The following is a 24,695-nucleotide window of genomic DNA, read 5'->3' as shown; positions in this document are numbered from 1 at the left end:
GGCTGAAGTCACCCTACAATCCTAAACAGCATCACCCCCGAGATGAGAGCAGAGCATGGAAAGAGCGACCGCGGAGCGCCTCCGGGCCAGCGGCATCCCCGAGGAGTACCACCCCTACTTCGCCGAGCGCGGCCTGGGCGGGCTGGCGGAGAAGATGGGCATCGTGTTCGAGCAGATGTCCCCCGAGCACTCGACGGCGCGCATGCCGGTGGAGGGCAACACGCAGCCGGCCGGCCTGCTGCACGGCGGCGCGCACCTGGTGCTCGCCGAGACGCTTGGCTCCGTGGCCGCCAACATCGCGGCCGGGCCGGGGCGGATGGCGGTGGGGCTGGACATCAACGCGACGCACCAGCGCTCGGCCACCTCGGGCTGGGTCACCGGGACGTGCACCGCGCTGCACCTGGGCGGCAGCGTGTGCGTGCACGAGGTCGTGATGCGGGACGAGGCCGGGCGGCGGCTCTCCACGGCGCGGATCACCAACATGATCGTGGAGAGGCGCGCCTGACCGGGCGGCGGCGTGACCGCTGGCCGCCTGCGCCCCTGACATCTGACCGGAGGGGCGGCGCGTCTCTTGAAAGACGACCCTCGGAAATCGAGGAGACCCCGTCCGGAACGGCCTCCACGAGGCGGAAGCCGTTCCGGACGGGGCCCTTGCGCCTGGGCGGCTAGGAGACCTGCTTGACGATGGTGTCCGCGACCTCCCGCATGGACAGCCTGCGGTCCATCGAGGTCTTCTGGATCCAGCGGAAGGCCTCCGGCTCGCTGAGCCCCATCTTGCTGATGAGCAGGGACTTGGCGCGCTCGACGAGCTTGCGGGTCTCGAACTGCTCCTTGAGGTCGGTGACCTCGCTCTCCAGCGCCTTGATCTGCTCGTAGCGGCTCATCGCGACCTCGATCGAGGGGATGAGGTCGTTCTCGGTGAACGGCTTGACCACGTAGGCCATGGCGCCGGCCTCGGTGGCCCGGTCCACGAGCTCCTTCTGGCTGAAGGCCGTGAGCAGCACCACCGGGGCGATGCGCTCGTTGGCGATGATCTCGGCCGCGCTGATGCCGTCCATCTTGGGCATCTTCACGTCCATCAGGACGACGTCGGGCTCGTGCTCCTTGGCCATCGCGACCGCCTCCTCGCCGTTGGCGGCCTCCGCCACGACCTCGAAGCCGCGGTCCTTGAGGATCTCGACGATGTCCAGCCGGATCAGGGCCTCGTCCTCGGCGACGACGACGCGGCGCCGGGGGGCCTCCTCGGGCTGGGGGGCGGCGTTCTCGCCTGAAAATTCGGGGGTCGTCTCGGACATGGTGATCTCCATCCAGTGCTGTATCTCGAGGGGTCGGGTGGGACCCGCGGGAACTCGGACCATTTTACGTCGGCTGCGCAACCGACGGGGACCGAGGGCTCCCGCGAGTCCCTCCCGAGGGCCTCGGACGCCCCTAGACGCCGGTCGCGGCGGCGGCCAGGCGGCCCAGCGAGGCCTCGAGCTGGTCCTCGGTGACCAGCGGGAAGCCGATCTGGTTGACCGTCTCCTGATCCACCTTGGACCAGTCATAGGTCAGCCGGATGTCCGCGGAGTCGGAGCCGGTGGAGGTGAGCTCCCAGATCCACTCCCAGCCGGGGGGCTCCTCGCCAGCGGGAGCAGTCTGCCAGGAGATGAACTTGTTCTCCTCGAAGCCGGTCACGTGGTTCTCGGTCTTGTAGTCCCCGCCCATGTGGTCGCCGTGCATGTTCATGCGGAAGACGTCGCCCTGGCCGGAGATCCGGTCGGTCTTGTCGTCCGAGACCACGAAGCCGGAGCCGTCGATCTCGGGATGCCGCTCGGGATTGCTCAGGATGTTGAAGAGATCCTTCGCCGGGATGTCCACGGATCGGGTGACGGTGATGGAGGTGTTCTCTGCCATGTGAATCTCCTCTGCTCCTCTAGGGTTCCCCGGCATTCCGACGCCGTGCGGCGGCCGTGCCGGGGGCTGTGCTGTTCACAGTATCCAGGCCCGCATGGCCCATCAAGGAAACGGCGGGGAGAGAGGCTCTGGGCGAAACCGATGGCTCACTCCCCCGAAATCTTTCCATGACGGAGGGCCTCCTCAATGAGGGACGGCGTCCTCCCCCTGTCAGTCGATCCCCACGTAGTCTGGCGTCATGCCCCGCCGAGCCGCATCCCTCCTGAACCGACCGGTCCTGATCACCATCGGCGGGCTCCTGGTGTTCCTCGGCCTGCTGGCCGCGACCCTCAGCCTGGCCCAGGGCGGAACGCCGGGTTACGCCGCGCTGAGGCTGATGCTGCTGGGGGCAGCCTTCCTGCTCTTCGGATATTTCCGCCGGCCAAGGCGGACCCGGTAATCGTTTGGGGACGCAGTCGCGCCGTGGATACGGTGCCCGGATGGCTCGAATCGCACCACGCCCCAAGCTCGGCGGGACCTTCATCATCGTCGGCGGTTTGATCGCTCTCTTCGTCCTCGCAACGGCCGTCTCCACGCTGGTGCCGGGGTGGGCGAACTTCGGCTATGTCTCCTGGGTCCTCTTCCTCGCCCTCCCCCTCATCTATGTTGGCGGGAGGATGCGACCCCGAAAGGACCCCGGACACGGCACTGGTCGCACTGATCGACGAGAGTAGTCGTTCACCAACCCCACTCCTCCTCCCCCGCCGGGCCATAGGACCTCGCCGCCTCCTCGCCCGGCACCACGTTCTGGGCGAGGAGGTCCGCGGCGTGTTCCAGGGTGTGCAACGCCGTCTCGTCGCTGCGATGGGCGAGCCAACTCGTCGTCGCGCCGAGGAGGAGGGTCAGGATCAGGTCCGAGAGCTCCAGCTCGGGGATCCGGTACCTGGAACCGGTGCGCAGCGCCATGCCCCGGAGATGCTCGGCGATGCGCTCGCGGTACATCTGCGACTCCCAGGCCGGGAGCCCCCGATGCTCCTCATCGCGCAGCGCATGATTGGTGAGCTCCGAGAGGACGAGCTCACGGCTGGGATCTGCGGAGACCTCCTCCCAGTAGGCGCGGAAGAGCACGCGAAAAGCCTGAGACGGGGAGGTCTCGGGCGTCAGCAGCTCCCAGGCCCTCTCCAGCGGCACCTCGACGCTCTGGACCAGCAGTGCGGCGAACAGCTCCTTCTTGGAGCCGAAGCAGTAGTGAAAGGCTCCGTGCGGCATCCCAGCGCGTTCGCAGATCGCCCGGGTGGACGCCGCCGCGACGCCTCTCTCCTTCATGACCTCGAGCGCCGCTTCCAGCAGCAGCTGCCGCCGCACCTCGGCACTCATCTGGCCCTTGCCGTCCGCCCTTGCATCCATGGGTGAAACGTACCATGGAATGTTGGCCAATTGCCTTGGCCAGTTGGCCAACTTATACTGAGCTCATCCTAAGGAGGCTCAGATGTCAGCAAACCGTTCCCCAGATCCGCAGCGCGCCACCTTCCGGTCATGGTGCGCGCTGGCTCTTCTCACCACCCCCGTCCTCTTGATGAGCATCGACCTGACGGTACTCTCCGTGGCGGTTCCGAAGCTCAGCGAAGATCTCCGCCCCAGCGCGAGCCAGCTCCTCTGGATCGTGGACGTCTACGGGATCTTCCTGGCGGGACTGCTGATCCTCATGGGCTCTCTCAGCGACAGGATCGGGCGGCGTCGGCTGCTGCTCATCGGCTCGGTGCTGTTCGGGGCGGCCTCGGTGCTGGCGGCGATGTCCACCAGCCCCGAGATGCTCATCCTCGCCCGTGCCCTGCTGGGGATCGGCGGCGCGACCCTGATGCCGAGCACCCTCTCGCTGATCCGCACAATCTTCGCGGACCCCGCACAACGACGCCGGGCCATCTCCGTCTGGGCCGCGGCGTTCGCGGGCGGTGCGGGGCTGGGGCCGGTGGTCGGCGGGGCGCTCCTGGAACGCTTCTCCTGGGGGTCGGTCTTCCTGATCAACGTCCCCCTCATGGTCCTCCTGCTGGTCGCGGGGCCGTTCCTGATCCCCGAATCTCGGGATCCGCGGCCTCGCAGGTTCGACCCCTTCTCGGCCGTAGTGCTCATCGCCTCGGTCCTCGCCTTCGTCTACGGCCTCAAGCACGCCTCGGAGCACGGCTGGGGGCCAGCGGCCCTGGGCCTCCTCGCGGCGGGAGCTCTCGGAGGAGCATGGTTCACCCTGCGGCAGCGTCGCCTCCCCCATCCGCTGATCGACGTCTGGCTCTTCCGCTCGGCGCCCTTCACCGTCTCGGTACTGGCCAACCTCGCGGGAATCTTCGCGCTGACGAGCGTCCTCTACTTCTTCCCCCAGTACATTCAGCTGGCCCTCGGCAAGACCCCGCTGGAAGCGGGGCTGTGGGCCATCCCGATCGCGGTCGGAGCCGTGGTCGGAGCCGTGCTGGCCCCAATCCTCTTCCGGCATATACGCGGCTCATGGCTGATCGGCGGTGGTCTGCTGGTCGCCGCCGGCGGATTCGGAGTCCTCTCCCAGCTCGGCCTGACGGAGGACATGGCCCTGGCTTTCGGCGGCGGAGCCCTCATCGGCCTGGGCGTCGGGGTAGCGGATACGCTGACCAACGACATGATCATCGTCGCGGCGCCGAAGGACCGCGCGGCCTCCGCGGCGGGAATCAGCGAGACGGCCTACGAGCTGGGCGGGGCCATGGGCATCGCGGTCCTGGGGAGCTTCGGGACCTCGGTCTACCGCTCGCGCATCGATACCGACGCCGCACCGCACCTGCCGCGGGAGATCGTCGAGCCTGCGCGTGAGACCCTCGCGGGAGCCCACGCCGTAGCCGAGCACCTGCCGCTGGAGTTCATCCCGGAGTTCCTGCGGAAGGTCAACGACTTCTTCACGGTCGCCATGACCGATACCTTCCGCCTGGGCGCCTTCATCCTCGCGACGGCGGCCCTGCTCGCCCTCGTCGTGCTCGAGGTGCATCGGATGCGCTCCGCCCGGCGACCGGGCTCGACGGAGGGGGCACCTTCGGTGGGCGCCCAGCACGGGGTGACGTCCGAGGGCACGGATTGATCGATGTGCAGGCGAGGAAGTGCGCGGTCCTGGGCCTCACAGCTCCGGAGAGAGGTAGGTTCCCCGTGACCGTCCGCCTGACCGTCAAGACGACAGGGCCGGATCCCCGAACGCCATGGAGGCGTCCCAGAAAACCGGCCCTGACCAGGTTGAACAGTGATAAGTGCCCAAGGTGGGACTCGAACCCACACATGTTTCCATACCGCATTTTGAGTGCGGCGCGTCTGCCGATTCCGCCACTTGGGCGCGGAGCGAGGATTCAGTGCGAACCCCCGAGCGACTCCACTGTACACAATGGCGTCGCGCGCCGGGCAATCCCGTCCTGGCACACCCCCGGAGGGGACGCCGGGCCCGCCCCGCACGGACGGGCCCGGCGTCGGGAGAGGGTCAGTCCTCCCCGTACGGCCCGAGGTGCTCGCGCGCCTCGGGCATGCGGGCCCCGGAGTCGTCCATGTCGCCGATGCGATGGGCGCGCACCATGTTGGTCGAGCCCGCTACACCCATGGGGGAGCCTGCGGTCAGGACCACCATGTCGTCCGGCTTGGCCATGCCGTGCGAGAGCAGGTACTTGTCCGCGGCCGAGATCATCTCGTCCGTGTCGTAGGCCTCGCGCTGCAGCGCCGCCTGGACGCCCCAGAACAGCGCCATGAAGGCCCTGACCTTGGGATCCGGGGTGAAGGCCAGCACCGGCTGCGGCGGGCGGAGCCGGCAGAGCCGCCGGGCGGAGTCGCCGGACTGGGTGAAGGTGCAGATGTAGTCCACGTCCAGCTGCTGGGCGATCGCCACGGCCGCGAGGGTCACCGCGCCGCCACGGGTGCGGGGGCTGGAGCCCAGGGCCGGCACGCGGTCCAGGCCGTGACGCTCGGTGGACTCCACGATCCGCGCCATCGTCTGGATGGTGATGATCGGGTACTTGCCGACCGAGGTCTCGCCCGAGAGCATCACGGCGTCGGCGCCGTCGAGGATGGCGTTGGCGCAGTCGGAGGCCTCGGCGCGGGTCGGCATCGGGTTCTCGATCATCGACTCCAGCACCTGGGTCGCGACGATCACCGGCTTGGCCCAGCGGCGGGCCAGGGTCACGGCCTTCTTCTGGACCAGCGGCACCTCCTCCAGCGGGTACTCGACGCCGAGGTCGCCGCGGGCGACCATGATGCCGTCGAACTTGTCCACGATGTCCTGGAGGTTCTCCACGGCCTGCGGCTTCTCGATCTTGGCGATCACCGGCAGGTGCAGGCCCTCCTCCTCCATGATCTCGTGCACGCGGACGATGTCGTCGCCCGAGCGGACGAAGGAGAGCGCGATGATGTCGACGCCGGTCTGCAGCGCCCAGCGGAGGTCCTTCTCGTCCTTCGGCGTCAGGGCCGGCACGGAGACCGCCACGCCGGGCAGGTTGATGCCCTTGTGGTTGGACACGGGGCCGCCGACCACCACGCGGGTCGTCACCGTGGTCTCGGTGACCTCGGTGGCCTCGAGGCGGATCTTGCCGTCGTCCACCAGCAGCAGGTCGCCGGGGCGCACGTCCCCGGGGAGCCCCTTGTAGGTGGTCCCGCAGATCTCCTTGGTGCCCTCCACGTCCTCGGAGGTGATCTTGAAGGTGTCGCCCGGGTTCAGGACGACCTTGCCCTCGGCGAAGGTCTCCAGGCGGATCTTGGGGCCCTGGATGTCGGCGAGGATGGCGACGTTGGCGCCCAGCTCATCCGCCGCCCGGCGCACGTTGGTGTAGTTCTCCGAGTGGACGGAGTGGTCGCCGTGGCTCATGTTCAGGCGGGCGACGTTGAGGCCGGCAGAGATGGCCTCCGAAACCTTTTCATAGCTCGACAGTGCGGGGCCCAGGGTACATACGATCTTTGCTCGTCTCATGCCTCCAACTCTAGTGCGATCGCCGCCCCAGGGACACCGCCCCGTCCGAGTGTCGGGAATCGGCGCGTTCACGTCTCATCCGCCACATTCCTTCCCGCACCACCCCGCCGCGGCCGCGCGCCGGCGCGGATTGACTACCCTGGTCTTCAGCACCACCCTCGCCAACAGCACCCCTCACACAGGAGGCCCCATGCCCACCACCCTCGTGCTCTACGGGTCGCACTACGGCCACGCCCGCACCTACGCCCAGTGGATCGCCGAAGACCTCGGCGGCCGGGCGCTTCCCCTGGAGGAGGCCGCCGAGGCCGACCTCGCCGACGCGGAGACCGTGGTGATCGGCGCGAGCGACTACGCCGGCAGCCTGACCCGCGCCGGCGAGATCTCCCGCCTCGCCCCGGCCCTGAAGGACAGGAAGACGGCCTACTTCACCGTCTCCTTCAGCGGGGACGTCTCCGTGCCGAAGGAGAAGCTCGACGCCGTGCTCGCCAAGAACTTCGCCCCGGCCTTCGACGCCGAGGCCCCCACCGCCCACTTCCGCGGCGGCATGGACTACGCGGCCCTCTCCCGGAAGCACCGCACGGCCATGATGGGCGTCAAGGCGTTCCTGAAGTCCAAGTCCAACAGGTCGGTGACCGATCAGCAGATGCTCGACTGCTACGGCGGCCAGGCGGACTACTCGGACCGGGAGAGCATCGCCCCCTTCGTCGAGCGCGTCCGGGCGCTCTAGGCCCCGGGACCACCGCGCGGAGGCCTGCCTGCTTCCCCGCCTCGGCCAGGACCCGACGGCGGGCTCACGCATCCCGGCGCTCCAGCCGTCACCGGCGGCCCACCACACCGCGACGAGCCCACGCACCACGACGGCGGGCCGGCGCCTCCTCGAGGAGGTGCCGGCCCGCCGTCGTCGTAGAGCGTCTGCGTCCGCGAGCGGACCGCCGGACTAGAGCAGGTCGATCGGCCGATCGCTCGGCGCCACCGGCTCCGGCAGCACGGTGCTGCCCATCAGGTGCCGCTCCACGGCCGCCGCGCAGGCGCGCCCCTCGGCGATCGCCCACACGACCAGCGACTGGCCCCGCCCGGCGTCGCCGCACGAGAAGATCCCGTCCGCGGCCGTCATGTACTGCTCGTCGCGGGCCACGTTGGTGCGGCCGTCGAACTCGGCGTCGGTCTGCTCCACGATCGCCCGCGAGTCCTGCCCCGTGAAGCCCAGGGCCAGGAAGACCAGGTCCGCGCGGATGATGCGCTCGGTGCCGGCCTTGGGAGCCCGCCTCCCGTTCTCCAGGTACTCGGTCTCGGCGACCTTGATGCCGGTGAGGACGCCGTCCTCCCCCACGAACTCCACGGTCGAGGCCAGGTAGTTCCGGTCGCCGCCCTCCTCGTGGGCGCTGGCGACCTCGAAGAGGTTGGGGAACATCGGCCACGGCTCGTGCTCGGCGCGCTCCTCGGGCGGGCGATTGCCGATGGCCAGCGTCGTCACCGAGGCCGCCTGCTGGCGGTTGGCGGTGCCGATGCAGTCCGCGCCGGTGTCGCCGCCGCCCAGGATGACCACGTGCTTGCCCGCCGCGTCGATCTGGCCGGGCACCTCCTCGCCGGCCTGCACCCGGTTGGACTCCACCAGGTAGTCCATCGCGAAGTGCACGCCCTCAAGCTCCCGCCCCGGGATCGGGAGGTCGCGCGGCTGGGTGGCGCCGGTGGCGACCACCACGGCGTCGTACCGGCGCCGCAGCTGGTCCCAGGTGATGTCCCTACCGATCTCAACGCCGGGCCGGAAGCGGGTGCCCTCGGCCTGCATGACCTCGAGTCGCCGGTCGATGACGCCCTTCTCCATCTTGAAGTCGGGGATGCCGTAGCGCAGCAGGCCGCCGATGCGGTCGTCTCGCTCGAACACCGCGACCGTGAACCCGGCCTGCGTCAGCTGCTGCGCCGCGGCGAGCCCCGCGGGCCCCGAGCCGACGACGGCGACCGTCCGGTCCACCAGCCGCTCCGGCAGGTGCGGCTCGATGAGGTCCTCGGAGAAGGCCCGCTCCCCGATCTCGTACTCGATCTGTTTGATGGTCACCGGCGGCTGGTTGATGCCCAGCACGCAGGAGGCCTCGCAGGGGGCGGGGCACACGCGGCCGGTGAACTCCGGGAAGTTGTTGGTCGCGTGCATGCGATCCACGGCCTCCTGGGTGCGTCCGCGCCACATGAGGTCGTTCCACTCGGGGATGAGGTTGCCCAGCGGGCAGCCCTGGTGGCAGAAGGGCACGCCGCAGTCCATGCAGCGGGAGGCCTGCTGCTTCAGCACCGCCTGGTCCTGCTCGGCCTGGACCTCCTTCCAGTCCAGGATGCGCACCGGCACGGGGCGCTTGGGACGATCCCGGCGCTCGGTGTAGGTCATGAATCCGCGGGGATCAGCCACGCGCGGTCACCTCCAGAATCTCTTGCCAGACCGCGTCGGAGTCCGGGTTCTGCCCCCGGGTCTCCGCGCGGCTGCGGATGTCGGTCACGGCCGCGAAGTCGCGCGGCATGACGCGGGTCAGTCGGGCGAAGGAGCCGGCCCGGTCGGCCAGCATGGTGCGGGCCACCTCGGAGCCGGTCTCCGCGTAGTGCCGCTCCAGCAGCTCGGCGACCACGGCCTCGTCCTGCGGGCTCAGGCCGCTGAACGTCAGCTCCCCGGACTCCCGGGCGAGCCTGTTGACGTCCGCCGGGTCCAGGTCCAGCACGTAGGCGACGCCGCCGGACATGCCGGCGCCGAAGTTCCTGCCCGTGCCGCCGATGATCAGGACGGTGCCGCCGGTCATGTACTCGCAGCCGTGGTCACCGATGCCCTCGACCACCGCGACGGCGCCGGAGTTGCGGACCATGAAGCGCTCGCCCACCTGGCCGCGCAGGAAGATCTCGCCGCTGGTCGCGCCGTAGCCGATCACGTTGCCGGCGATCACGTTGTCCTGCGCCTCGAAGAGGGCGTCCGCCTCCGGGCGGACGACGATCCGGCCGCCGGACAGGCCCTTGCCCGTGTAGTCGTTGGCCTCGCCCACCAGCCGCAGGGTGATGCCCTGCGGGAGGAACGCACCCATCGACTGGCCCGCCTGCCCGTGCAGGTTGACCGTGATCGTGTCGTGGTCCAGGAAGTCCGGGCCGAAGGTCTTGGTGACCCGGTGGCCCAGCATGGTCCCGATCGCGCGGTCGGTGTTGATCACGGCGTGGTCGATCGACACCGGGACCCGCTCCGTCAGGGCGGCCTCGGAGAGCCGGATCAGCTCGTTGTCGATGTGCAGGTCCAGCTCGTGGTCCTGCGCGCGGGTGTTCCGGATCCCCTTCGAGCCGTACTCGACGGCGGTCGAGCGCAGCACCCCGGTCAAGTCCAGGCCCGCGGCCTTCCAGTGGGCGACGGCGTCGCGGGTGTCCAGGACCTCGGCGTGGCCGATGGCCTCCTCCAGGGTCCGGAAGCCCAGCGCGGCGAGGTGCTCGCGCACCTCCTCGGCGATGAACTCGAAGAAGTTCACCACGTGCTCCGCCTTGCCCGTGAACCGCTCGCGCAGCTTCGGGTTCTGGGTCGCGACGCCGACCGGGCAGGTGTCCAGGTGGCACTTGCGCATCATGATGCAGCCCTCGACCACCAGCGGGGCCGTGGCGAAGCCGTACTCCTCCGCGCCCAGCAGGGCGGCGATGACGACGTCGCGCCCGGTCTTCATCTGCCCGTCCGCCTGCACGACCACGCGGTCCCGCAGCCCGTTGAGCATCAGCGTCTGCTGGGTCTCGGCCAGGCCGAGCTCCCAGGGACCGCCGGCGTGCTTGAGCGAGTTCAGCGGCGCCGCGCCGGTGCCGCCGTCGTGCCCGGAGACAAGCACGACGTCGGCCTTCGCCTTGGTCACGCCGCTGGCCACCGTGCCGATCCCGATCTCGGAGACCAGCTTGACGTGGACCCGCGCCTCGGGGTTCGAGCGCTTGAGGTCGTAGATCAGTTGGGCCAGGTCCTCGATCGAGTAGATGTCGTGGTGCGGCGGCGGGGAGATCAGCGAGACCCCCGGCGTCGAGTGCCGGGTCCTGGCGACCCACGGGTAGACCTTGGTGGACATCAGCTGCCCGCCCTCGCCCGGCTTGGCGCCCTGGGCCATCTTGATCTGGATGTCGTCCGCGTTGGTCAGGTACAGGCTGGTCACTCCGAAGCGGCCGGAGGCCACCTGCTTGATCGCCGAGCGCCGCTCGGGGTCCAGGAGCCGGTCCAGGTCCTCGCCGCCCTCGCCGGTGTTGGACTTCGCGCCCAGCCGGTTCATGGCGATCGCCAGCGTCTCGTGGGCCTCCTTCGAGATCGACCCGTAGGACATCGCGCCGGTCGAGAACCGCTTGACGATGGCGGAGACCGGCTCGACCTCCTCGATCGGGATCGGCTCGCGCTCCTTGAAGGAGAGCAGGCCGCGCAGCGTCATGAGGTCCTTGGACTGGTCGTCCACGCCCCGGGTGTAGCTCTTGAAGATGTCGTAGCGGCGGGTCTTGGTCGCGTGCTGCAGGCGGAAGACCGTCTGCGGGCTGAACAGGTGCGGGGCGCCGTCGCGCCTCCAGTCGTACTCGCCGCCGGTCTCGAGCGAGCGGTACGGCACGCTCACACCGTCGCTGGGATAGGCGCGCCGGTGCCGGGCCTTGACCTCGGCGGCGATCACGTCGATGCCGACGCCGCCCAGCTGCGAGTGCGTCCCGGTGAAGTACTCGTCCACGAAGCTCTGCGAGAGCCCGAGCGCCTCGAAGGTCTGGGCGCCGCAGTACGAGCTGACCGTGGAGATGCCCATCTTGGACATGATCTTCTGCAGGCCCTTGCCGAGCCCCTTGATCAGGTTCCTCACGGCCTGGCCCTCGGTCACCCCGGTGATCTCCTCGGTGCGCACCAGGTGCTCCACCGACTCCATCGCCAGGTAGGGGTTGACGGCGGAGGCGCCGTAGCCGATCAGGGCCGCGACGTGGTGGACCTCGCGGACGTCGCCGGCCTCGACGAGCAGGGCCGCCTTGGTGCGGGTCGCCGAGCGGAGCAGGTGGTGGTGCACCGCGGCGGTGAGCAGCAGCGAGGGGATCGGCGCCCAGGTCGGCGAGGAGTTCCGGTCGGAGAGCACGATGTACTGCACGCCGCGGTTGATCGCCGCGGAGACCTTCTCGCAGATCTCGGTGAGCCGGGCGCGCAGGGCCGCCGCGCCGCCCTCCGGACTGTACAGCCCCCTGACCTTGAGGGCGATCGCCATGCCGTCCTCGTCGTCCAGGTGGAGGATCTTGTCCAGCTCGTCGTTGTCGAGCACCGGGAAGGGCAACTCGAGCTGGCGGGTCGCGGCGTAGCCGTTGCGCAGCAGGTTGGCGTTGGGGCCGATCGAGCTGCGCAGCGAGGTCACCAGCTCCTCGCGGATCGAGTCCAGCGGCGGGTTGGTCACCTGCGCGAAGGACTGCACGAAGTAGTCGAAGAGCAGCCGGGGGCGCTCGGCCAGCACGGCGATCGGGGTGTCCGTGCCCATCGCGTAGATCGGCTCGGCCCCCTTCTCCGCCATGGGGCCGAGGATCTTCTTCAGCTCCTCGTGGGTGTACCCGAAGGTCTGCTGGCGGATGCTGATGGACTGCGGCGAGGACTGCATGTGCTCGCGGTCGGGCAGCTCGCTCAGGGAGATGACGTTCTCCCGGGCCCACTCCCTCCACGGGTTGCGCTCGGCGACCTCGCGCTTGACCTCCTCGTCCGGGATGATCCGGCCCTGCTCGGTGTCCACCAGGAACATCCTGCCCGGCGAGACCCGTCCCTTGGAGACCACCCGGGAGGTGCCGATGTCGACGACGCCCACCTCGGAGGCGAAGATCACCAGCCCGTCCTCGGTCTCCCAGTAGCGCCCGGGGCGCAGGCCGTTGCGGTCCAGCACCGAGCCGACGAGCCGGCCGTCGGTGAAGGTCACCGCGGCGGGCCCGTCCCAGGGCTCCATGAGGGTCGCGTGGTACCGGTAGAAGGCCCGGCGGTCCTCGTCCATCGTCTCGTGGTTCTCCCACGCCTCGGGGATCATCATCATGATCGCCTCGGGCATCGAGCGGCCGGAGAGCATGAGCAGCTCCACGACCTCGTCGAAGGACTGCGAGTCGGAGGCGCCCACCGAGCAGATGGGGAACAGCTCCTCGGGCCGGCGGCCGAGCACCGGGGACTTCAGCCCCGACTGCCGCGCGCGCATCCAGTTGCGGTTGCCCTTGACCGTGTTGATCTCGCCGTTGTGCGCGATGGAGCGGAACGGCTGGGCCAGCGGCCAGGAGGGGAACGTGTTGGTGGAGAAGCGCGAGTGGACGATCGCCAGCTTGGTCGTGAAGCGCGGATCTGAGAGGTCCGGGTAGAACGGCTCGAGCTGCGCGGTGGTCAGCATCCCCTTGTACGTGATGGTGCGCGAGGAGAAGGAGGGGAAGTACACGCCGAGCTTGTGCTGGGAGCGCTTGCGGACCCTGAACGCCTTCTGGTCCAGCTGCCGGCGCTCCTGCTCGGGATCGAGCTCGACCACCGGGATGTGGCCGGTGAAGGCCTCCTCGGTCTCGGAGGTCTCCGCCTCCGCGACGAACATCTGCACGAAGTAGGGCATCACGGCGCGGGAGGAGCGGCCGACCACGGAGTCGTCCACCGGCACCACGCGCCAGCCGAGCACGGCCAGGCCCTCACCGCGGGCGATGCGGGTCAGGCCCTCCTGGAGCTCGTCGGCGTCGACGCCGTCGGTCGGCAGGTAGGCGGTGCCCACGGCGTACTTCCCCTCGGCGGGCAGGTCGAAGTCGACCTCCTCGCTCAGGAAGCGGTGGGGGATCTGGGTCAGCAGCCCGGCGCCGTCGCCGGTGCCCTCGTCCGCGCCGACCGCGCCCCGGTGCTCGAGGCTGCGCAGCGCAGTCAGGGCCTTGTCCACGACGTCGTGCGTCGCCTCCCCGGTCAGCGTCGCGATCATCGCCAGGCCGCAGGCGTCCTTCTCATGCTCGGGATGGTAGAGACCCTGCTGCTCCGGTATCGCGGCGAACGTGGAGAACGGCGAGCGGGCGTGGTGGGATGTCTCGAAGGAAGTCATGCTTCAGGCACCTCCTCATGTGGGCCCAGCGATGCTCGTGTGAAGCAGCGGCGTGGGGCACGGTGGAACCGGTTGCGGGAGAGCAGCCGGGGACAGTGGCTGCCGTCGGTTCCTGGTACGGGGGTGCCGGGAGGGGTGGCGGATGCTGCCGGCGGGGTCCTGCCCAGCGGAGTACCGAGGTTCCGGTCGCCTCGCAAGGACCGACGGGAGCCGCCTCATTGCAGCGATCACGAGACGAAGAGGGGGCCCGGAGGACGCGGTGGCGTCCACGGCGGGGCCGGTCGGCGTGTCTCGCGTGTGTGATGCTCGACGTCGCGTCTTGTCTGTGCGTTGTTCAGCTAAAAGGTATCACGGGCCACAGCTCAGCACACTCATCGATTCGGGAAGACGGGGGTGTGATGCGCGTCTCCCCCGGGATCGCGGGCGCTCTCGTGGGGCCGGCGGAGGGCGGGCCCGCGGGCCCTGCGGCGGCCGGCGCCGCTAGCCCGCAGCGCCCCGCGAGCCGCCGGCGAGGGCGCGGTCCCCGGCGGGCTCCTCCGCCTCCTCCGGGCCCTCCCTGCGGTTCCGGACGGCCCGGTACAGCAGCATGGCCAGGCCCAGCACCACCAGCGCCCCCGCGGTCCAGACGTGGATCCGCAGGCCCAGCAGCTCCTGCGAGTGGTCGATGCGTAGGAAGAGCTCGATCATGAGCCGGCCGAAGCCGTAGTAGGCGACGTAGGCCCAGAAGACCTGCCCGGTCTTGAGCACCCCGCGCCGGGCGAGCCAGATCAGCAGCAGGGCGCCCAGGATGTTCCAGAGCGACTCGTAGAGGAAGGTCGGGTGGAAGAGCGTGTCGGCGGGCAGGCCCGCGGGGAAGTTGTGGCTGGTGGGGTCGATCCGCAGGCCCCAGGGCAGGTCGGTGGGCCTGCCGAAGAGCTCCTGGTTGAACCAGTTGCCCCAGCGGCCGATGCCCTGGGCGATCAGGACGCCGGGCGCGGCGGCGTCGGCGAACCGGAGCAGGGACAGGCCCAGCCTGCGGCAGGCGATCCAGGCGCCCAGCGCGCCGAAGGTCACCGCCCCCATGATGCCGATGCCGCCCTCCCAGATCTTCAGGGCGTCCAGCGGGTTCGCCCCGGGGCCGAAGTAGTCCTCGGGCGCGGTGATCAGCACGTGGTAGAGCCTGGCGCCGACGATGCCGAGCGGGATCGCCCACAGCGCGATGTCCCACACCGTCTCCGGGTCCTCGCCAGCGGCGGCCCAGCGGCGCCGGGTGAGCCACAGGCACACCACGATGCCCAGCAGGATGCACAGGGCGTAGGCGTGGACGGTCAGCGGCCCGAGCTGGAACCCGGACCACGAGGGCGAGGGGATGGCGGCGAGCACCGAGCCTGCGATCTGCATCGGGCTCAGCCGGCCCGGCCGGCGAGCTCACGGGTCAGGTGGCCCACCGCCTCCGGGCCGCCCTCGCCGAGGGCGCGCACCAGCGCGGTGCCGACGATCACGCCGTCGGCGTAGGCCCCGATCTCCTCGACGTGCTCCCGGCGGGAGACGCCGAGCCCCACGCACACGGCGGGGGCCCCCGCCTCGCGGAGGTCGGCCACCAGGCGCTCGGCGAGGTCGGAGACGCTCGAGCGGGCGCCGGTGACGCCCATGACCGAGACGGCGTAGACGAAGCCGCCCGAGGCCCGGGAGATCATCGCGAGCCGCTCCGGCGTGGAGGAGGGGGCGGCCAGGAAGATCCGGTCGAGGCCGTGCCGAGCGCTGGCCTCGAACCACTCGCCCGCCTCGTCCGGGACCAGGTCCGGGGTGATGATGCCCGCTCCCCCGGCCTCGGCGAGCCGGCGCGAGAAGGCGTCGGCCCCGGTGCGCATGACGGGGTTCCAGTAGGTCATGACCACCACGACGGCGTCGGTGGCCTCGGTGATCTCGCGGACGGCGCGGAAGACGTCGTCCACCCGGAAGCCGTTCTCCAGCGCGATCGCCGTGGCCTGCTGGATGACCGGGCCGTCCATGACCGGGTCGGAGTAGGGCACACCGAGCTCGATCACGTCGGCGCCGTTGCGGCCCAGCTCGATGCCGGCCCGGATGGACTCCTCGACCGTCGGGTAGCCGACCGGCAGGTAGCCGATCAGCGCCGGCCGGCCCTGCTCGCGGCACTCGCGCAGCCGCGCGGCGAGCCGGGAGTCGGGGTCCGAGGCCGGGAAGTCCTGCGTCAGGGGGTTGTTCGCGCTCATGGTTAGTGCTGGGTCCCCTTCCGGGGGTCGTCGTACTGGTCGGTGCCCAGGTCCTCCACGGCCTCGGCGTCGGCCGCCTCCACCGTGCCGGTCTGCTCCTTGACGGCGGCCGCCTGCAGCTCGGAGCTGGGGATCGCGGCGCCGAGGCCGAACCACTTCACGGCGGTGTCCATGTCCTTGTCCCCGCGCCCGGAGAGGCAGACCGCGATGACCCTGCCGCGGGCGGCCTCCGGGTCCTCCTCGACCCAGCCGCGGGCCACCCGCAGCGCGCCGGCCAGGGCGTGCGCCGACTCGACGGCGGGGATGATGCCCTCCGTCTCGCACAGCAGGCGCAGCGCCTCCATCGCCTCGGTGTCGGTGACCGGCTCGTAGGAGGCCCGGCCGAGGTCGGAGAGGTACGCGTGCTCGGGGCCCACGCCGGGGTAGTCCAGGCCCGCGGAGATCGAGTGGGACTCGATCGTCTGGCCGTCCTCGTCCTGCATGAGGTAGGTCCGGGCGCCGTGCAGCACTCCGGGGCGGCCCAGGTTGATGGTGGCCGCGTGCCGGCCGCTCTCGACGCCGTCGCCGCCGGCCTCGAAGCCGTAGAGGGCGACGTCGGGGTCATCGAGGAAGGCGTGGAACATGCCGATGGCGTTGGAGCCGCCGCCGACGCAGGCCGCGACGGCGTCGGGCAGCTTCCCGGTGGCCTCCAGCAGCTGCTCGCGCGCCTCCGCGCCGATGGCGTCGTGGAAGTAGCGCACCATGGCCGGGAACGGGTGGGCGCCGGCCGCGGTGCCGAGCAGGTAGTGCGTGGTGTCGACGTTGGCGACCCAGTCCCTCAGCGCCTCGTTGATCGCGTCCTTCAGCGTCCGCGAGCCGGTCTGCACGGCGACCACCCGCGCCCCCAGCAGCTGCATCCGGGCGACGTTGAGCGCCTGCCGGCTGGTGTCCTCCTCGCCCATGTAGACCACGCACTCCATGCCGAAGAAGGCGGCGGCCGTGGCGGTCGCGACGCCGTGCTGCCCGGCCCCGGTCTCGGCGATCAGGCGGGTCTTGCCCATCCGGCGCGCGATCAGGGCCTGGCCCATGACGTTGTTGATCTTGTGCGAGCCGGTGTGGTTCAGGTCCTCGCGCTTGAGGAAGATCCTCACCCCGGCGCGCTCCGAGAGCCGCTGGGCCTCGGTGAGCAGCGAGGGGCGGTTGGAATACTCGCGGGACAGGCGCTGGAACTCCTCCAGGAACTCCGGGTCCGCCTTGGCCTTCTCGAAGGTGTCCTCGAGCTCGTCCATCGCCCGGATCAGCGACTCGGGCATCCAGCGGCCGCCGTACTCGCCGAAGTAGGGCCCGGGGGCCTCCTTGAGGCTCGCGCCGGCGGTGCCGAGGAAGCCCTCGGCCAGGTCGCGGGCGGCCCGCTGCTCGGGGTTACTCTGCATGCTCGCCTTCGTTCTGTGCGGACTCGAGGTAGGAGGTGCGGGCCTTGCGGCCGCGGTTCTTGAAGTCGCCGACCGACTCGCGGGGGTCCTGGTCCCGGACCAGAGCCTCGCCCACCAGGACCACCTGGGCGCCGGCGCCGGCGTACCGGGCCACGTCCTCGGGCCCCTCCACGCCGGACTCGGCGATGACGACGGCGTCCTCCGGCAGGTGCGCCGCCAGGCTGGCGAAGTGGGTGCTGTCCGTCTCCAGCGTCTTGAGGTTCCGGACGTTGACGCCGATGATCCTGGCCCCGACGGCGGCCGCCCGCTCGATCTCCTCGGGAGTGTGGGTCTCCACGATGGCGTTCATGCCCAGGCGGTGGGTCAGCTCGAGGTACTCCCGCAGCTGCTCGTCGCTCAGCGCCGCCACGATCAGCAGGACCAGGTCCGCGCCGTGCGCCCGGGCCTCCCAGATCATGTAGGGGTCGACCGTGAAGTCCTTGCGCAGCAGCGGGATGGAGACGGCGGCGCGGACGGCGTCGAGGTCCTCGAGCGAGCCCTTGAAGCGGCGCGCCTCGGTCAGGACCGAGATCGCGGCGGCTCCCCCGGCCTCGTACTCGTGGGCCAGGACGGCCGGCTCGGGGATGTCGGAGAGGTCGCCCTTGGAGGGGCTGGCCCGCTTGACCTCCGCGATGATCTCCACCGTGCTCGAGGCGGGGCCCCGGAGGGCGGAGAGCGCATCCCGGGCGGGTGAGACGGCGGCGACCTTCTCCCGGAGCTCCTCGAGGGGCACCTCACGCCGGCGGGCGTCCAGGTCCTCGCGGACCCCGGCGATGATGTCATCCAAAACTGTCATGAAGCGTTCAGTCCCCGATCTGTGGCTGCTGGTGGTGGGTGCGGCCCCCGGCCGGACGGCCGCGGATAAGCGAACAGCGCCCCGCTGACTCTCCAATCAGGGGACGCTGCTCGACCGGGCGGCTCAGTGGGCCGAGTGGCTCGTGGTACGGGACCCGCCCTTGCCGAAGCCCATGCCCTTGAGCACGAGGCTCGCGATGATCCCGAGGGCCATAATGACCCCGCCGACGACCATGCCGACGGTGTGGAAGGTGTCGAAGGCAACGGTCGCGACGATCAGACCGACGGTCACGACGATCACCAGGGTCCAGGCTGCGACGGTGTTTCCATGGCCGTCCACGACCTCGGGGACCAGCGGGGTCCGGTCTTCGTTGCTCACGGGGAGTCCTCCTAGGCGATGCGGGTGCGCGAACCGGTCGCGCTTCGGGCTACATTCTAGAACACTTTGCGGGCGAGCGCAGGGCGGCCACGCGGGGGCCGGCGTCGCACCGCGGGGGATCAGCCGGTGGGGTCTCGTCCCTCGGAGAGCGAGTCCCAGGCGTCGATGTCGTCGGCGTGGCCGCCTCCGTCCGGGGCGGCGGCGCGCTGCGAGGCGCGCTCGAAGCGGCGGGAGTTGGTGCGCCAGTGCCGGCTGGCCAGCATCAGCCAGACGCCGGTCACCGCGGTGGCGGCCGCCAGCACCAGGCACAGCCACGGCCAGACGGTCACGGCGTAGCTGCCGTCCGCGCCCGTCATGCTCGTGGCCTCGCTCACCGAGGTCTGCGAGGCGAGCGCCGGGTCCATCAGCACCGTGACGACGGCGGCCCCCATGCCCAGCCCCGCGGCGGCGATGACGACGCAGACCACGATGCGCAGGACCCTTCCTGAGATGCGCAGGGCGAGCACCGCGGCGAGCGCGGCCAGGGACAGCGCCGTGACGGCCGGCGCGGCCTCGGTGCCGGGGACGTCCACCGGGACGTCCTGGAGGGCGCTGGAGGCCTCGGCGTGGACCCACGTGGGCAGGCTCGCCAGGAAGGCCAGGCCGGGCACGAGCAGGCCCATCAGGGTGGCCCGGCCGGCTCCTGCGCCGCGGCGCGGCTCGGAGGTCTCCGCCCCCTCCACGGTGGGCTCGGGTGTCGATGCGCTCATGCGGTCTCCTCCCCCAGGCTCTTCAGGGATTCGGCCAGCAGCACCGCGCGCAGCGGCGCCGCCGACTTGCTGACGGTCTCGGCGGCCTCGGTCTCCGGCACCGAGTCCGCCACGATCCCGGCCCCGGCCTGCACGTAGGCGCGGCCGCCGCGCAGCAGGGCGGTGCGGATCGCGATGGCCATGTCCATGTTGCCGGCGAAGTCGAAGTAGCCGACGACGCCGCCGTACACCCCGCGCCGGTGCGGCTCGTACTCGTCGAGCAGCTGCATCGCCCGCGGCTTCGGGGCCCCGGAGAGGGTCCCGGCCGGGAAGGTCGCGCGCAGGACGTCGTAGGCCTCGGCGCCCTCGCGCAGCGTCGCCTCGACGGTCGAGGAGATGTGCATGATGTGGCTGAAGCGCTCGATCTCCATGAACTGGCTGACCTCGACCGTGCCGGGCTCGGCGATCTTCGAGAGGTCGTTGCGGGCGAGGTCCACCAGCATCAGGTGCTCGGAGCGCTCCTTCTCGTCGGCCAGCAGCTCCTCGGCCAGCGCCACGTCCTGCGAGCGGGTCGCGCCGCGGGGGCGGGAGCCCGCGATCGGGTGGGTCTGCGCCCGGTCCCCCTGGACGGTGACCAGGGCCTCCGGGGAGGAGCCGACGATGCTGAAGCTCTCCCCCGGCCGCTCGGCGTCGGCGAAGGTGTAGAGGTACATGTACGGCGAGGGGTTGGTCCGGCGCAGCACGCGGTAGACATCCAGCGGCGACGCGGTGCACTCGGCCTCGAAGCGGCGCGAGATGACCACCTGGAAGATGTCTCCGTCGTAGATCGCGTGCTTGCCCTCCACGATCCGGTTGAGGAACTGCTGCCGCTCCCAGCGCTCGGTGACCCCGTGCTCCAGGCGCTCCTCCAGCTCCGCGCCGCCGGCGAAGCGGGAGACGGTGGTGGTGCCGATGGGCTCGGCGAGCCTACTGAGCATCCGCTGCAGGCGCTGCACGGCGTCGTCGTAGGCGCGGTCGGCCCGCTCGGGGCTGCCGTCCCAGTTGACGGCGTTGGCCACCAGCGTCACGGTGCCGTCGCGGTGATCGTGGATCGCCATGTCCGCCACGAGGTTGAGGGCGAACTCGGGCAGGCCCAGGTCGTCCTCGGGCGGGTGAGGCAGGTCCTCCCAGTGCCGCACGGTGTCCCAGCCCAGGTACCCCACGAGCCCGGAGGTCAGCGGCGGGAGGTCCTCGAAGGCCTCGGTGTGCAGCATGCTCAGGGTCTGCCGGATGGCCTCGACCGGGTCCCCGCCGGTGGGGGCGCCCTCGGGCACGCTCCCCTGCCAGTGCGCCTGGCCGTCGCGGACCGTGAGCGTGGAGGGCGAGTCGACGCCGATGAACGAGTACCGGGACCAGGTGGCCCCCTCGTTGGCGGACTCGAGCAGGAAGGTCCCGGGCTTGGCGGCGCCGTCGCGCGCGACCAGGGCCCGGTAGATGCCGATCGGCGTCAGGGCGTCGGCGACGACCGTGACGCTGACCGGGATGACGCGATGCCGCTCGGCGAGCTCGCCGAAGGCCTCTCGGGTGGGACGGATCCCGTCCGGTTGATGCATGGAGTCGTCCTCGCTCTCGCTGAGAATTCTTACGCGCCGGTGACGGCCGGCAGCGACCGCCCCTCGAAGCAGGTGCGCGTCCCGGTGTGGCAGGCGGCGCCGACCTGGTCCACTCGGATCAGCAGGGCGTCGCCGTCGCAGTCCAGCGCCGCCGAGACCACCCGCTGGACGTGGCCGGAGGTGTCCCCCTTGCGCCAGTACTCCCCGCGGGAGCGGGACCAGAAGGTGACCCGCCCGCTGGTCAGGGTGCGGCGCAGGGCCTCCTCGTCCATCCAGCCGAGCATCAGCACCTCGCCGGTGTCGTGCTGCTGGATGACGGCGGCCACCAGCCCGGCGGCGTCCTTCTTGAGCCGCCCGGCGATCGCGGGGTCCAGGGCTTCAGCGGCGTCCGGGGTCTCGTCGTGGGGATTCATCACGGGCCCACTGTACCGCCTGGTGCTCCGGGCGGCCTGTTCCAGACGGGTCGTAGGATGGGGAGCATGAGCGTCATCACAGATCTGCGCGAGAACCTCGCCGACGTCCTCGATGCCGTGGGCCCCGGCCGCCCCACCCTCTGCGAGGGCTGGGACACCGAGGACCTGCTGGCCCACCTGATCCTGCGGGAGACGCGGCCCGACGCCGCCCTCGGCATCTTCCTGCGCCCGCTCTCCGGCCGGACGGGACGGATGATGCGGGAGCGGGCCGGTGCCATGTCCTCGGCGGAGGGCTACGCCCGGGGCGTGCGGGAGTTCCGCCGGGCCCGCCCGCTGACCCGCCGGGCGGCGAAGGTGGACGAGGCCATGAACTTCGCGGAGTACGTGATCCACCGCGAGGACGCCCGGCGCGGCTCGCCGGAGGCGCAGCGCTTGGCCGCGGAGGTGGGGCCCTTCGCCCCGGACGAGCAGCGACGGGTATGGAGGACACTGCGACCGCCGCTGGCGATGTTCGCCAAGGACTACCCGGACGGCCTCGAGCTGGTGGGCACGGACGGCGAGGGCGGCGCCGCGTTGGGCTCGCGGGTCATCCGCCGGCCGGCCTCGGAGTCGCGCCTCGGCGGGCTGGTCCAGCGCGTGGTGCGGGCGCCCTCCGCGGGGCGGCCGACGGTGCTGGAGGGCGAGCCGGTGGACCTGCTGCTCCACCTCTCCGGGCGCCGGGAGGCTGCGCGGGTCACGGAGAAGGGCTGAGACGGGCCTGGGCCCCTCCGGAGATCGGGAGGGGCCCAGGCGGCCGGGAAGAGGCCCGGCGGCTTCCGCGAGCTCCCTCAGCGGACCTCGTAGCCGGCCGCGCGGATCGCCTCCTTGACCTCGGCGATTGCGTGGTCGGGGCCGAAGTGGAAGATCGAGGCGGCGAGCACGGCGTCGGCCCCCGCCTCGACGGCCGCCGGGAAGTCCTCCGGCCTGCCGGCGCCTCCGGAGGCGATCAGCGGGATGCCCACGGCCGCGCGCACGGCGCGGATCATCTCGACGTCGAACCCGTCCCGGGTGCCGTCGGCGTCCATCGAGTTCAGCAGGATCTCCCCCGCGCCGCGCCGCGCGCCCTCGCGGGCCCACTCCACGGCGTCGATCCCGGCCAGCCGGCGCCCGCCGTGGGTGGTGATCTCGAAGCCCGAGGGCGTGTTGCCGGTGCGCTTGGCGTCCACCGAGAGCACCAGGACCTGGTTGCCGAAGCGCTCGGCGATCGCGTCGATCACGTCCGGGTCGCTGATCGCGGCGGTGTTGATCGAGGCCTTGTCCGCGCCGGCGCGCAGGAGGCGGTCGACGTCGTCCACGCTGCGGACCCCGCCGCCCACGGTGAGCGGGATGAAGACCTGCTCGGCCGTGCGGGCCACGATGTCGAAGGTGGTCTCCCGCTCGCCCGAGGATGCGGTGACGTCCAGGAACGTCAGCTCGTCGGCGCCCGCCTCGTTGTAGCGCCTGGCGAGCTCGACGGGGTCCCCGGCGTCCCGGAGGCCCTCGAAGTTCACGCCCTTCACGACCCGGCCGGCGTCGACGTCGAGGCAGGGGATGACCCGGATGGCGACTCCCATGTGCTGCTCCTCCCTGAGCCCTACAGGCGCGCGGCCGCGATGGGCGAGACGAGGATCGCCCGGGCCCCGACCTCGTAGAGGCGGTCCATGGTCTGGTTGGTGGTCCGCTGCGGGACCATGGCGCGCACCGCGACCCAGCCCTCGCGTGAGAGCGAGGAGACCGTCGGCGCCTCCAGGCCCGGGGTCACCGCGGTGGCCTCCTCGAGCAGGTCCTCGCGGATGTCGTAGTCCATCATCACGTACTGGCGCGCGACCAGGACGCCGCGCAGGCGACGGGCGAGGATCTCCACGGCGTCGGTGTCCTCGACCTCGCGCTGGCGGATGAGCATCGCCTCGGAGCGCATGATCGGCTCGCCGAAGACCTCCAGGCCCGCCGCACGCATGGTGTTGCCGGTCTCGACGACGTCGGCGATCGCGTCGGCCACGCCGAGGCGGATCGAGGACTCGATGGCGCCGTCGAGGCGGACGACGCCGGCGTCGATCCCGGCCTCCTCCAGGTACTGCCTCAGCAGCCTGTCGTAGCTCGTGGCGATCCGCTTGCCGGCGAGCTCGCGCACGTCGGAGAACTGCCCGAAGGGGCCGGCGAAGCGGAAGGTGGACTTCGCGAAGCCCAGGGGCAGGGCCTCCTCGGCGGCGCTGTCCGAGTCCATCAGCAGGTCCCGGCCGGTGATGCCGACGTCGAGGGTCCCGGAGCCGACGTACACGGCGATGTCGCGGGGGCGGAGGTAGAAGAACTCGACGTTGTTCTCCTCGTCGGTGAGCACCAGCTCGCGGGAGTCGCGACGCTGGAGGTACCCGGCCTCGCTCAGCATGGTCTGGGAGGCCTGGGAGAGGGCGCCCTTGTTGGGCACGGCGATGCGCAGCATGGTTGTTGGGTCCTTCGGGAGGTGGAGGGAGAGGGGTCCGGGCGGTCTAGAGGTAGCGGTAGACGTCCTGCGGGTCCAGCCCGCGGGCGATCATGAGCACCTGCAGATGGTAGAGCAGCTGGGAGATCTCCTCGGACAGCTCCTCGTCGGACTGGTACTCGGCGGCGATCCAGACCTCGCCCGCCTCCTCGATGACCTTCTTCCCGATCCCATGCACCCCGGAGTCGAGCTCGGCGACGGTGCGGGAGCCCTCGGGACGGGCCTGGGCTTTCTCGGACAGTTCGGCGAAGAGGCTATCGAAGGTTTTCACGCTGACCACCCTACAACGCGCTCAGCGCATCGGCGGTCTCGACGGCCGCGGCGGCGGCCTCGTGGCCCTTGTCCTCGACCGATCCCTCGAGGCCGGCCCGGTCCAGCGCCTGCTGCTCGTCGTCGCAGGTCAGCAGCCCGAATCCGACGGGCTTGCCCGAGTCCAGGGCCACCCGCCCCAGGCCGTCGGTCGCGGCCTGGCAGACGTAGTCGAAGTGGGGCGTGCCGCCGCGGATCACGACGCCGAGCGCCACGACGGCGTCGTGGTCCGCCGCGAGCCGGGCCGCGGCCACCGGCAGCTCGAAGGAGCCGGGGACCCGTACGACGGTGACGTCCTCGACGCCGGCCTCCTCCAGCGCCCTCCGGGCCCCGGCCAGCAGGCCGTCCATGACGGTGGTGTGCCACGAGGCCGCGACGACGCCGACGCGCAGTCCGCTCGCGTCGAGGCTCTCCAGCTGGGGGGTGTGCGCTCCGGTTCCTGACATGTGTGCTCTCCTGAT

Annotated in this window: 23 protein-coding genes and 1 tRNA gene; 5 read left to right on the top strand and 19 right to left on the bottom strand. The window is 70.9% G+C overall.

The window, feature by feature from the left end; genetic code table 11:
* Positions 1–55 precede the first annotated feature (55 nt).
* A complete protein-coding gene (locus EWV39_RS06140) occupies positions 56–505 on the top strand; it encodes a PaaI family thioesterase (RefSeq protein WP_129657812.1) in 450 nt (149 codons plus the stop codon).
* Between the two features lie 160 nt (positions 506–665).
* On the opposite strand, the gene EWV39_RS06135 is transcribed toward EWV39_RS06140, so the two are convergent.
* Positions 666–1,295: an ANTAR domain-containing response regulator gene (locus tag EWV39_RS06135; protein WP_129657810.1), complete on the bottom strand. Its 630-nt coding sequence runs from the start codon at positions 1,293–1,295 to the stop codon at positions 666–668.
* Positions 1,296–1,428: 133 nt separating this feature from the next.
* Positions 1,429–1,893: an SRPBCC family protein gene (locus EWV39_RS06130; protein WP_129657808.1), complete on the bottom strand. Its 465-nt coding sequence runs from the start codon at positions 1,891–1,893 to the stop codon at positions 1,429–1,431.
* A gap of 238 nt (positions 1,894–2,131) precedes the next feature.
* On the opposite strand from EWV39_RS06130, the gene EWV39_RS06125 reads away from it, so the two are divergent.
* Entirely contained in the window at positions 2,132–2,332 is a 201-nt protein-coding gene (locus EWV39_RS06125) for a hypothetical protein (protein WP_129657806.1), read from the top strand.
* 278 nt (positions 2,333–2,610) lie between these two features.
* Here EWV39_RS06125 and EWV39_RS06120 read toward each other — a convergent pair whose 3' ends face one another.
* Positions 2,611–3,279: a TetR/AcrR family transcriptional regulator gene (locus EWV39_RS06120; RefSeq protein WP_129657804.1), complete on the bottom strand. Its 669-nt coding sequence runs from the start codon at positions 3,277–3,279 to the stop codon at positions 2,611–2,613.
* Between the two features lie 82 nt (positions 3,280–3,361).
* Between EWV39_RS06120 and EWV39_RS06115 the strand changes: the two genes are divergently transcribed.
* A complete protein-coding gene (locus tag EWV39_RS06115) occupies positions 3,362–4,966 on the top strand; it encodes an MFS transporter (protein ID WP_129657802.1) in 1,605 nt (534 codons plus the stop codon).
* A 164-nt stretch (positions 4,967–5,130) separates the two neighbouring features.
* Here EWV39_RS06115 and EWV39_RS06110 read toward each other — a convergent pair.
* Positions 5,131–5,212 (bottom strand) — tRNA-Leu (locus EWV39_RS06110).
* Between the two features lie 141 nt (positions 5,213–5,353).
* Positions 5,354–6,826, bottom strand: coding sequence for a pyruvate kinase (gene pyk, locus EWV39_RS06105; protein ID WP_129657800.1), 1,473 nt, complete (start codon positions 6,824–6,826; stop codon positions 5,354–5,356).
* Between the two features lie 190 nt (positions 6,827–7,016).
* Here pyk and EWV39_RS06100 point away from each other — a divergent pair, with 190 nt between their 5' ends.
* On the top strand, positions 7,017–7,553 hold the full coding sequence (locus EWV39_RS06100) for a flavodoxin domain-containing protein (RefSeq protein WP_165313179.1): 537 nt from the start codon (positions 7,017–7,019) through the stop codon (positions 7,551–7,553).
* Positions 7,554–7,763: 210 nt separating this feature from the next.
* Here the strand turns inward: EWV39_RS06100 and EWV39_RS06095 are convergent, their stop codons facing one another.
* The 10 genes from EWV39_RS06095 to hisI form a co-directional block, all read right to left on the bottom strand.
* Positions 7,764–9,224, bottom strand: a complete 1,461-nt coding sequence (locus EWV39_RS06095) for a glutamate synthase subunit beta (RefSeq protein WP_129657796.1) — start codon at positions 9,222–9,224, stop codon at positions 7,764–7,766.
* Entirely contained in the window at positions 9,217–13,857 is a 4,641-nt protein-coding gene (gltB, locus tag EWV39_RS06090; protein WP_129657794.1) for a glutamate synthase large subunit, read from the bottom strand. Before gltB ends, EWV39_RS06095 begins: the two co-directional genes overlap by 8 nt.
* 480 nt (positions 13,858–14,337) lie before the next feature.
* A complete protein-coding gene (gene lgt / locus EWV39_RS06085; RefSeq protein ID WP_129657792.1) occupies positions 14,338–15,237 on the bottom strand; it encodes a prolipoprotein diacylglyceryl transferase in 900 nt (299 codons plus the stop codon).
* Positions 15,238–15,242: 5 nt separating this feature from the next.
* Positions 15,243–16,070: a tryptophan synthase subunit alpha gene (trpA, locus tag EWV39_RS06080; RefSeq protein ID WP_129657790.1), complete on the bottom strand. Its 828-nt coding sequence runs from the start codon at positions 16,068–16,070 to the stop codon at positions 15,243–15,245.
* A gap of 2 nt (positions 16,071–16,072) precedes the next feature.
* Positions 16,073–17,482 carry a tryptophan synthase subunit beta gene (gene trpB, locus EWV39_RS06075; protein ID WP_129657788.1) on the bottom strand — a complete coding sequence of 470 codons (1,410 nt, stop codon included), beginning with the start codon at positions 17,480–17,482 and terminating at the stop codon, positions 16,073–16,075.
* On the bottom strand, positions 17,472–18,317 hold the full coding sequence (trpC, locus tag EWV39_RS06070) for an indole-3-glycerol phosphate synthase TrpC (RefSeq protein ID WP_129657786.1): 846 nt from the start codon (positions 18,315–18,317) through the stop codon (positions 17,472–17,474). Before trpC ends, trpB begins: the two co-directional genes overlap by 11 nt.
* Positions 18,318–18,440: 123 nt before the next feature.
* Positions 18,441–18,695: an HGxxPAAW family protein gene (locus EWV39_RS06065; RefSeq protein WP_129657784.1), complete on the bottom strand. Its 255-nt coding sequence runs from the start codon at positions 18,693–18,695 to the stop codon at positions 18,441–18,443.
* 119 nt (positions 18,696–18,814) lie between these two features.
* Entirely contained in the window at positions 18,815–19,444 is a 630-nt protein-coding gene (locus tag EWV39_RS06060; RefSeq protein ID WP_129657781.1) for a Trp biosynthesis-associated membrane protein, read from the bottom strand.
* Positions 19,441–21,015, bottom strand: a complete 1,575-nt coding sequence (locus EWV39_RS06055) for an anthranilate synthase component I (protein WP_129657779.1) — start codon at positions 21,013–21,015, stop codon at positions 19,441–19,443. The genes EWV39_RS06060 and EWV39_RS06055 overlap by 4 nt, the downstream gene beginning before the upstream one ends.
* A gap of 29 nt (positions 21,016–21,044) precedes the next feature.
* Positions 21,045–21,428, bottom strand: a complete 384-nt coding sequence (gene hisI / locus EWV39_RS06050; protein WP_129659102.1) for a phosphoribosyl-AMP cyclohydrolase — start codon at positions 21,426–21,428, stop codon at positions 21,045–21,047.
* A gap of 66 nt (positions 21,429–21,494) precedes the next feature.
* Between hisI and EWV39_RS06045 the strand changes: the two genes are divergently transcribed.
* Positions 21,495–22,178: a maleylpyruvate isomerase family mycothiol-dependent enzyme gene (locus EWV39_RS06045; RefSeq protein WP_165313177.1), complete on the top strand. Its 684-nt coding sequence runs from the start codon at positions 21,495–21,497 to the stop codon at positions 22,176–22,178.
* Positions 22,179–22,255: 77 nt separating this feature from the next.
* Here EWV39_RS06045 and hisF read toward each other — a convergent pair whose 3' ends face one another.
* From hisF to ribH, 4 genes are read right to left on the bottom strand one after another with little or no spacing between them, the layout of a single operon-like run.
* The gene (hisF, locus tag EWV39_RS06040) at positions 22,256–23,020 is read right to left on the bottom strand and encodes an imidazole glycerol phosphate synthase subunit HisF (protein ID WP_129657775.1); all 765 of its coding nucleotides are present in this window, start codon (positions 23,018–23,020) and stop codon (positions 22,256–22,258) included.
* A 20-nt stretch (positions 23,021–23,040) separates the two neighbouring features.
* Entirely contained in the window at positions 23,041–23,886 is an 846-nt protein-coding gene (gene hisG / locus EWV39_RS06035; protein ID WP_129657773.1) for an ATP phosphoribosyltransferase, read from the bottom strand.
* Positions 23,887–23,932: 46 nt separating this feature from the next.
* Entirely contained in the window at positions 23,933–24,196 is a 264-nt protein-coding gene (locus EWV39_RS06030; protein ID WP_129657771.1) for a phosphoribosyl-ATP diphosphatase, read from the bottom strand.
* 10 nt (positions 24,197–24,206) lie between these two features.
* The gene (ribH, locus tag EWV39_RS06025; protein WP_129657769.1) at positions 24,207–24,680 is read right to left on the bottom strand and encodes a 6,7-dimethyl-8-ribityllumazine synthase; all 474 of its coding nucleotides are present in this window, start codon (positions 24,678–24,680) and stop codon (positions 24,207–24,209) included.
* Positions 24,681–24,695 lie beyond the last annotated feature (15 nt).

The organism is Rothia halotolerans (genome assembly GCF_004136635.1).
GTDB classification, from domain to species: Bacteria; Actinomycetota; Actinomycetes; order Actinomycetales; family Micrococcaceae; genus Rothia; species Rothia halotolerans.
The sequence above is the reverse complement of the archived record's forward strand: the minus strand, read 5'-3'. Positions and strand labels throughout refer to the sequence as shown.

Coding starts and splice junctions, on each gene's coding strand:
- EWV39_RS06140 (WP_129657812.1), top strand. CDS start 56: ATGGAAAGAGCGACCGCGGAGCGCCTCCGGGCCAGCGGCATCCCCGAG.
- EWV39_RS06135 (WP_129657810.1), bottom strand. CDS start 1,295: ATGTCCGAGACGACCCCCGAATTTTCAGGCGAGAACGCCGCCCCCCAG.
- EWV39_RS06130 (WP_129657808.1), bottom strand. CDS start 1,893: ATGGCAGAGAACACCTCCATCACCGTCACCCGATCCGTGGACATCCCG.
- EWV39_RS06125 (WP_129657806.1), top strand. CDS start 2,132: ATGCCCCGCCGAGCCGCATCCCTCCTGAACCGACCGGTCCTGATCACC.
- EWV39_RS06120 (WP_129657804.1), bottom strand. CDS start 3,279: ATGGATGCAAGGGCGGACGGCAAGGGCCAGATGAGTGCCGAGGTGCGG.
- EWV39_RS06115 (WP_129657802.1), top strand. CDS start 3,362: ATGTCAGCAAACCGTTCCCCAGATCCGCAGCGCGCCACCTTCCGGTCA.
- pyk (WP_129657800.1), bottom strand. CDS start 6,826: ATGAGACGAGCAAAGATCGTATGTACCCTGGGCCCCGCACTGTCGAGC.
- EWV39_RS06100 (WP_165313179.1), top strand. CDS start 7,017: ATGCCCACCACCCTCGTGCTCTACGGGTCGCACTACGGCCACGCCCGC.
- gltB (WP_129657794.1), bottom strand. CDS start 13,857: ATGACTTCCTTCGAGACATCCCACCACGCCCGCTCGCCGTTCTCCACG.
- lgt (WP_129657792.1), bottom strand. CDS start 15,237: ATGCAGATCGCAGGCTCGGTGCTCGCCGCCATCCCCTCGCCCTCGTGG.
- trpA (WP_129657790.1), bottom strand. CDS start 16,070: ATGAGCGCGAACAACCCCCTGACGCAGGACTTCCCGGCCTCGGACCCC.
- trpB (WP_129657788.1), bottom strand. CDS start 17,482: ATGCAGAGTAACCCCGAGCAGCGGGCCGCCCGCGACCTGGCCGAGGGC.
- trpC (WP_129657786.1), bottom strand. CDS start 18,317: ATGACAGTTTTGGATGACATCATCGCCGGGGTCCGCGAGGACCTGGAC.
- EWV39_RS06060 (WP_129657781.1), bottom strand. CDS start 19,444: ATGAGCGCATCGACACCCGAGCCCACCGTGGAGGGGGCGGAGACCTCC.
- EWV39_RS06055 (WP_129657779.1), bottom strand. CDS start 21,015: ATGCATCAACCGGACGGGATCCGTCCCACCCGAGAGGCCTTCGGCGAG.
- hisI (WP_129659102.1), bottom strand. CDS start 21,428: ATGAATCCCCACGACGAGACCCCGGACGCCGCTGAAGCCCTGGACCCC.
- EWV39_RS06045 (WP_165313177.1), top strand. CDS start 21,495: ATGAGCGTCATCACAGATCTGCGCGAGAACCTCGCCGACGTCCTCGAT.
- hisF (WP_129657775.1), bottom strand. CDS start 23,020: ATGGGAGTCGCCATCCGGGTCATCCCCTGCCTCGACGTCGACGCCGGC.
- hisG (WP_129657773.1), bottom strand. CDS start 23,886: ATGCTGCGCATCGCCGTGCCCAACAAGGGCGCCCTCTCCCAGGCCTCC.
- ribH (WP_129657769.1), bottom strand. CDS start 24,680: ATGTCAGGAACCGGAGCGCACACCCCCCAGCTGGAGAGCCTCGACGCG.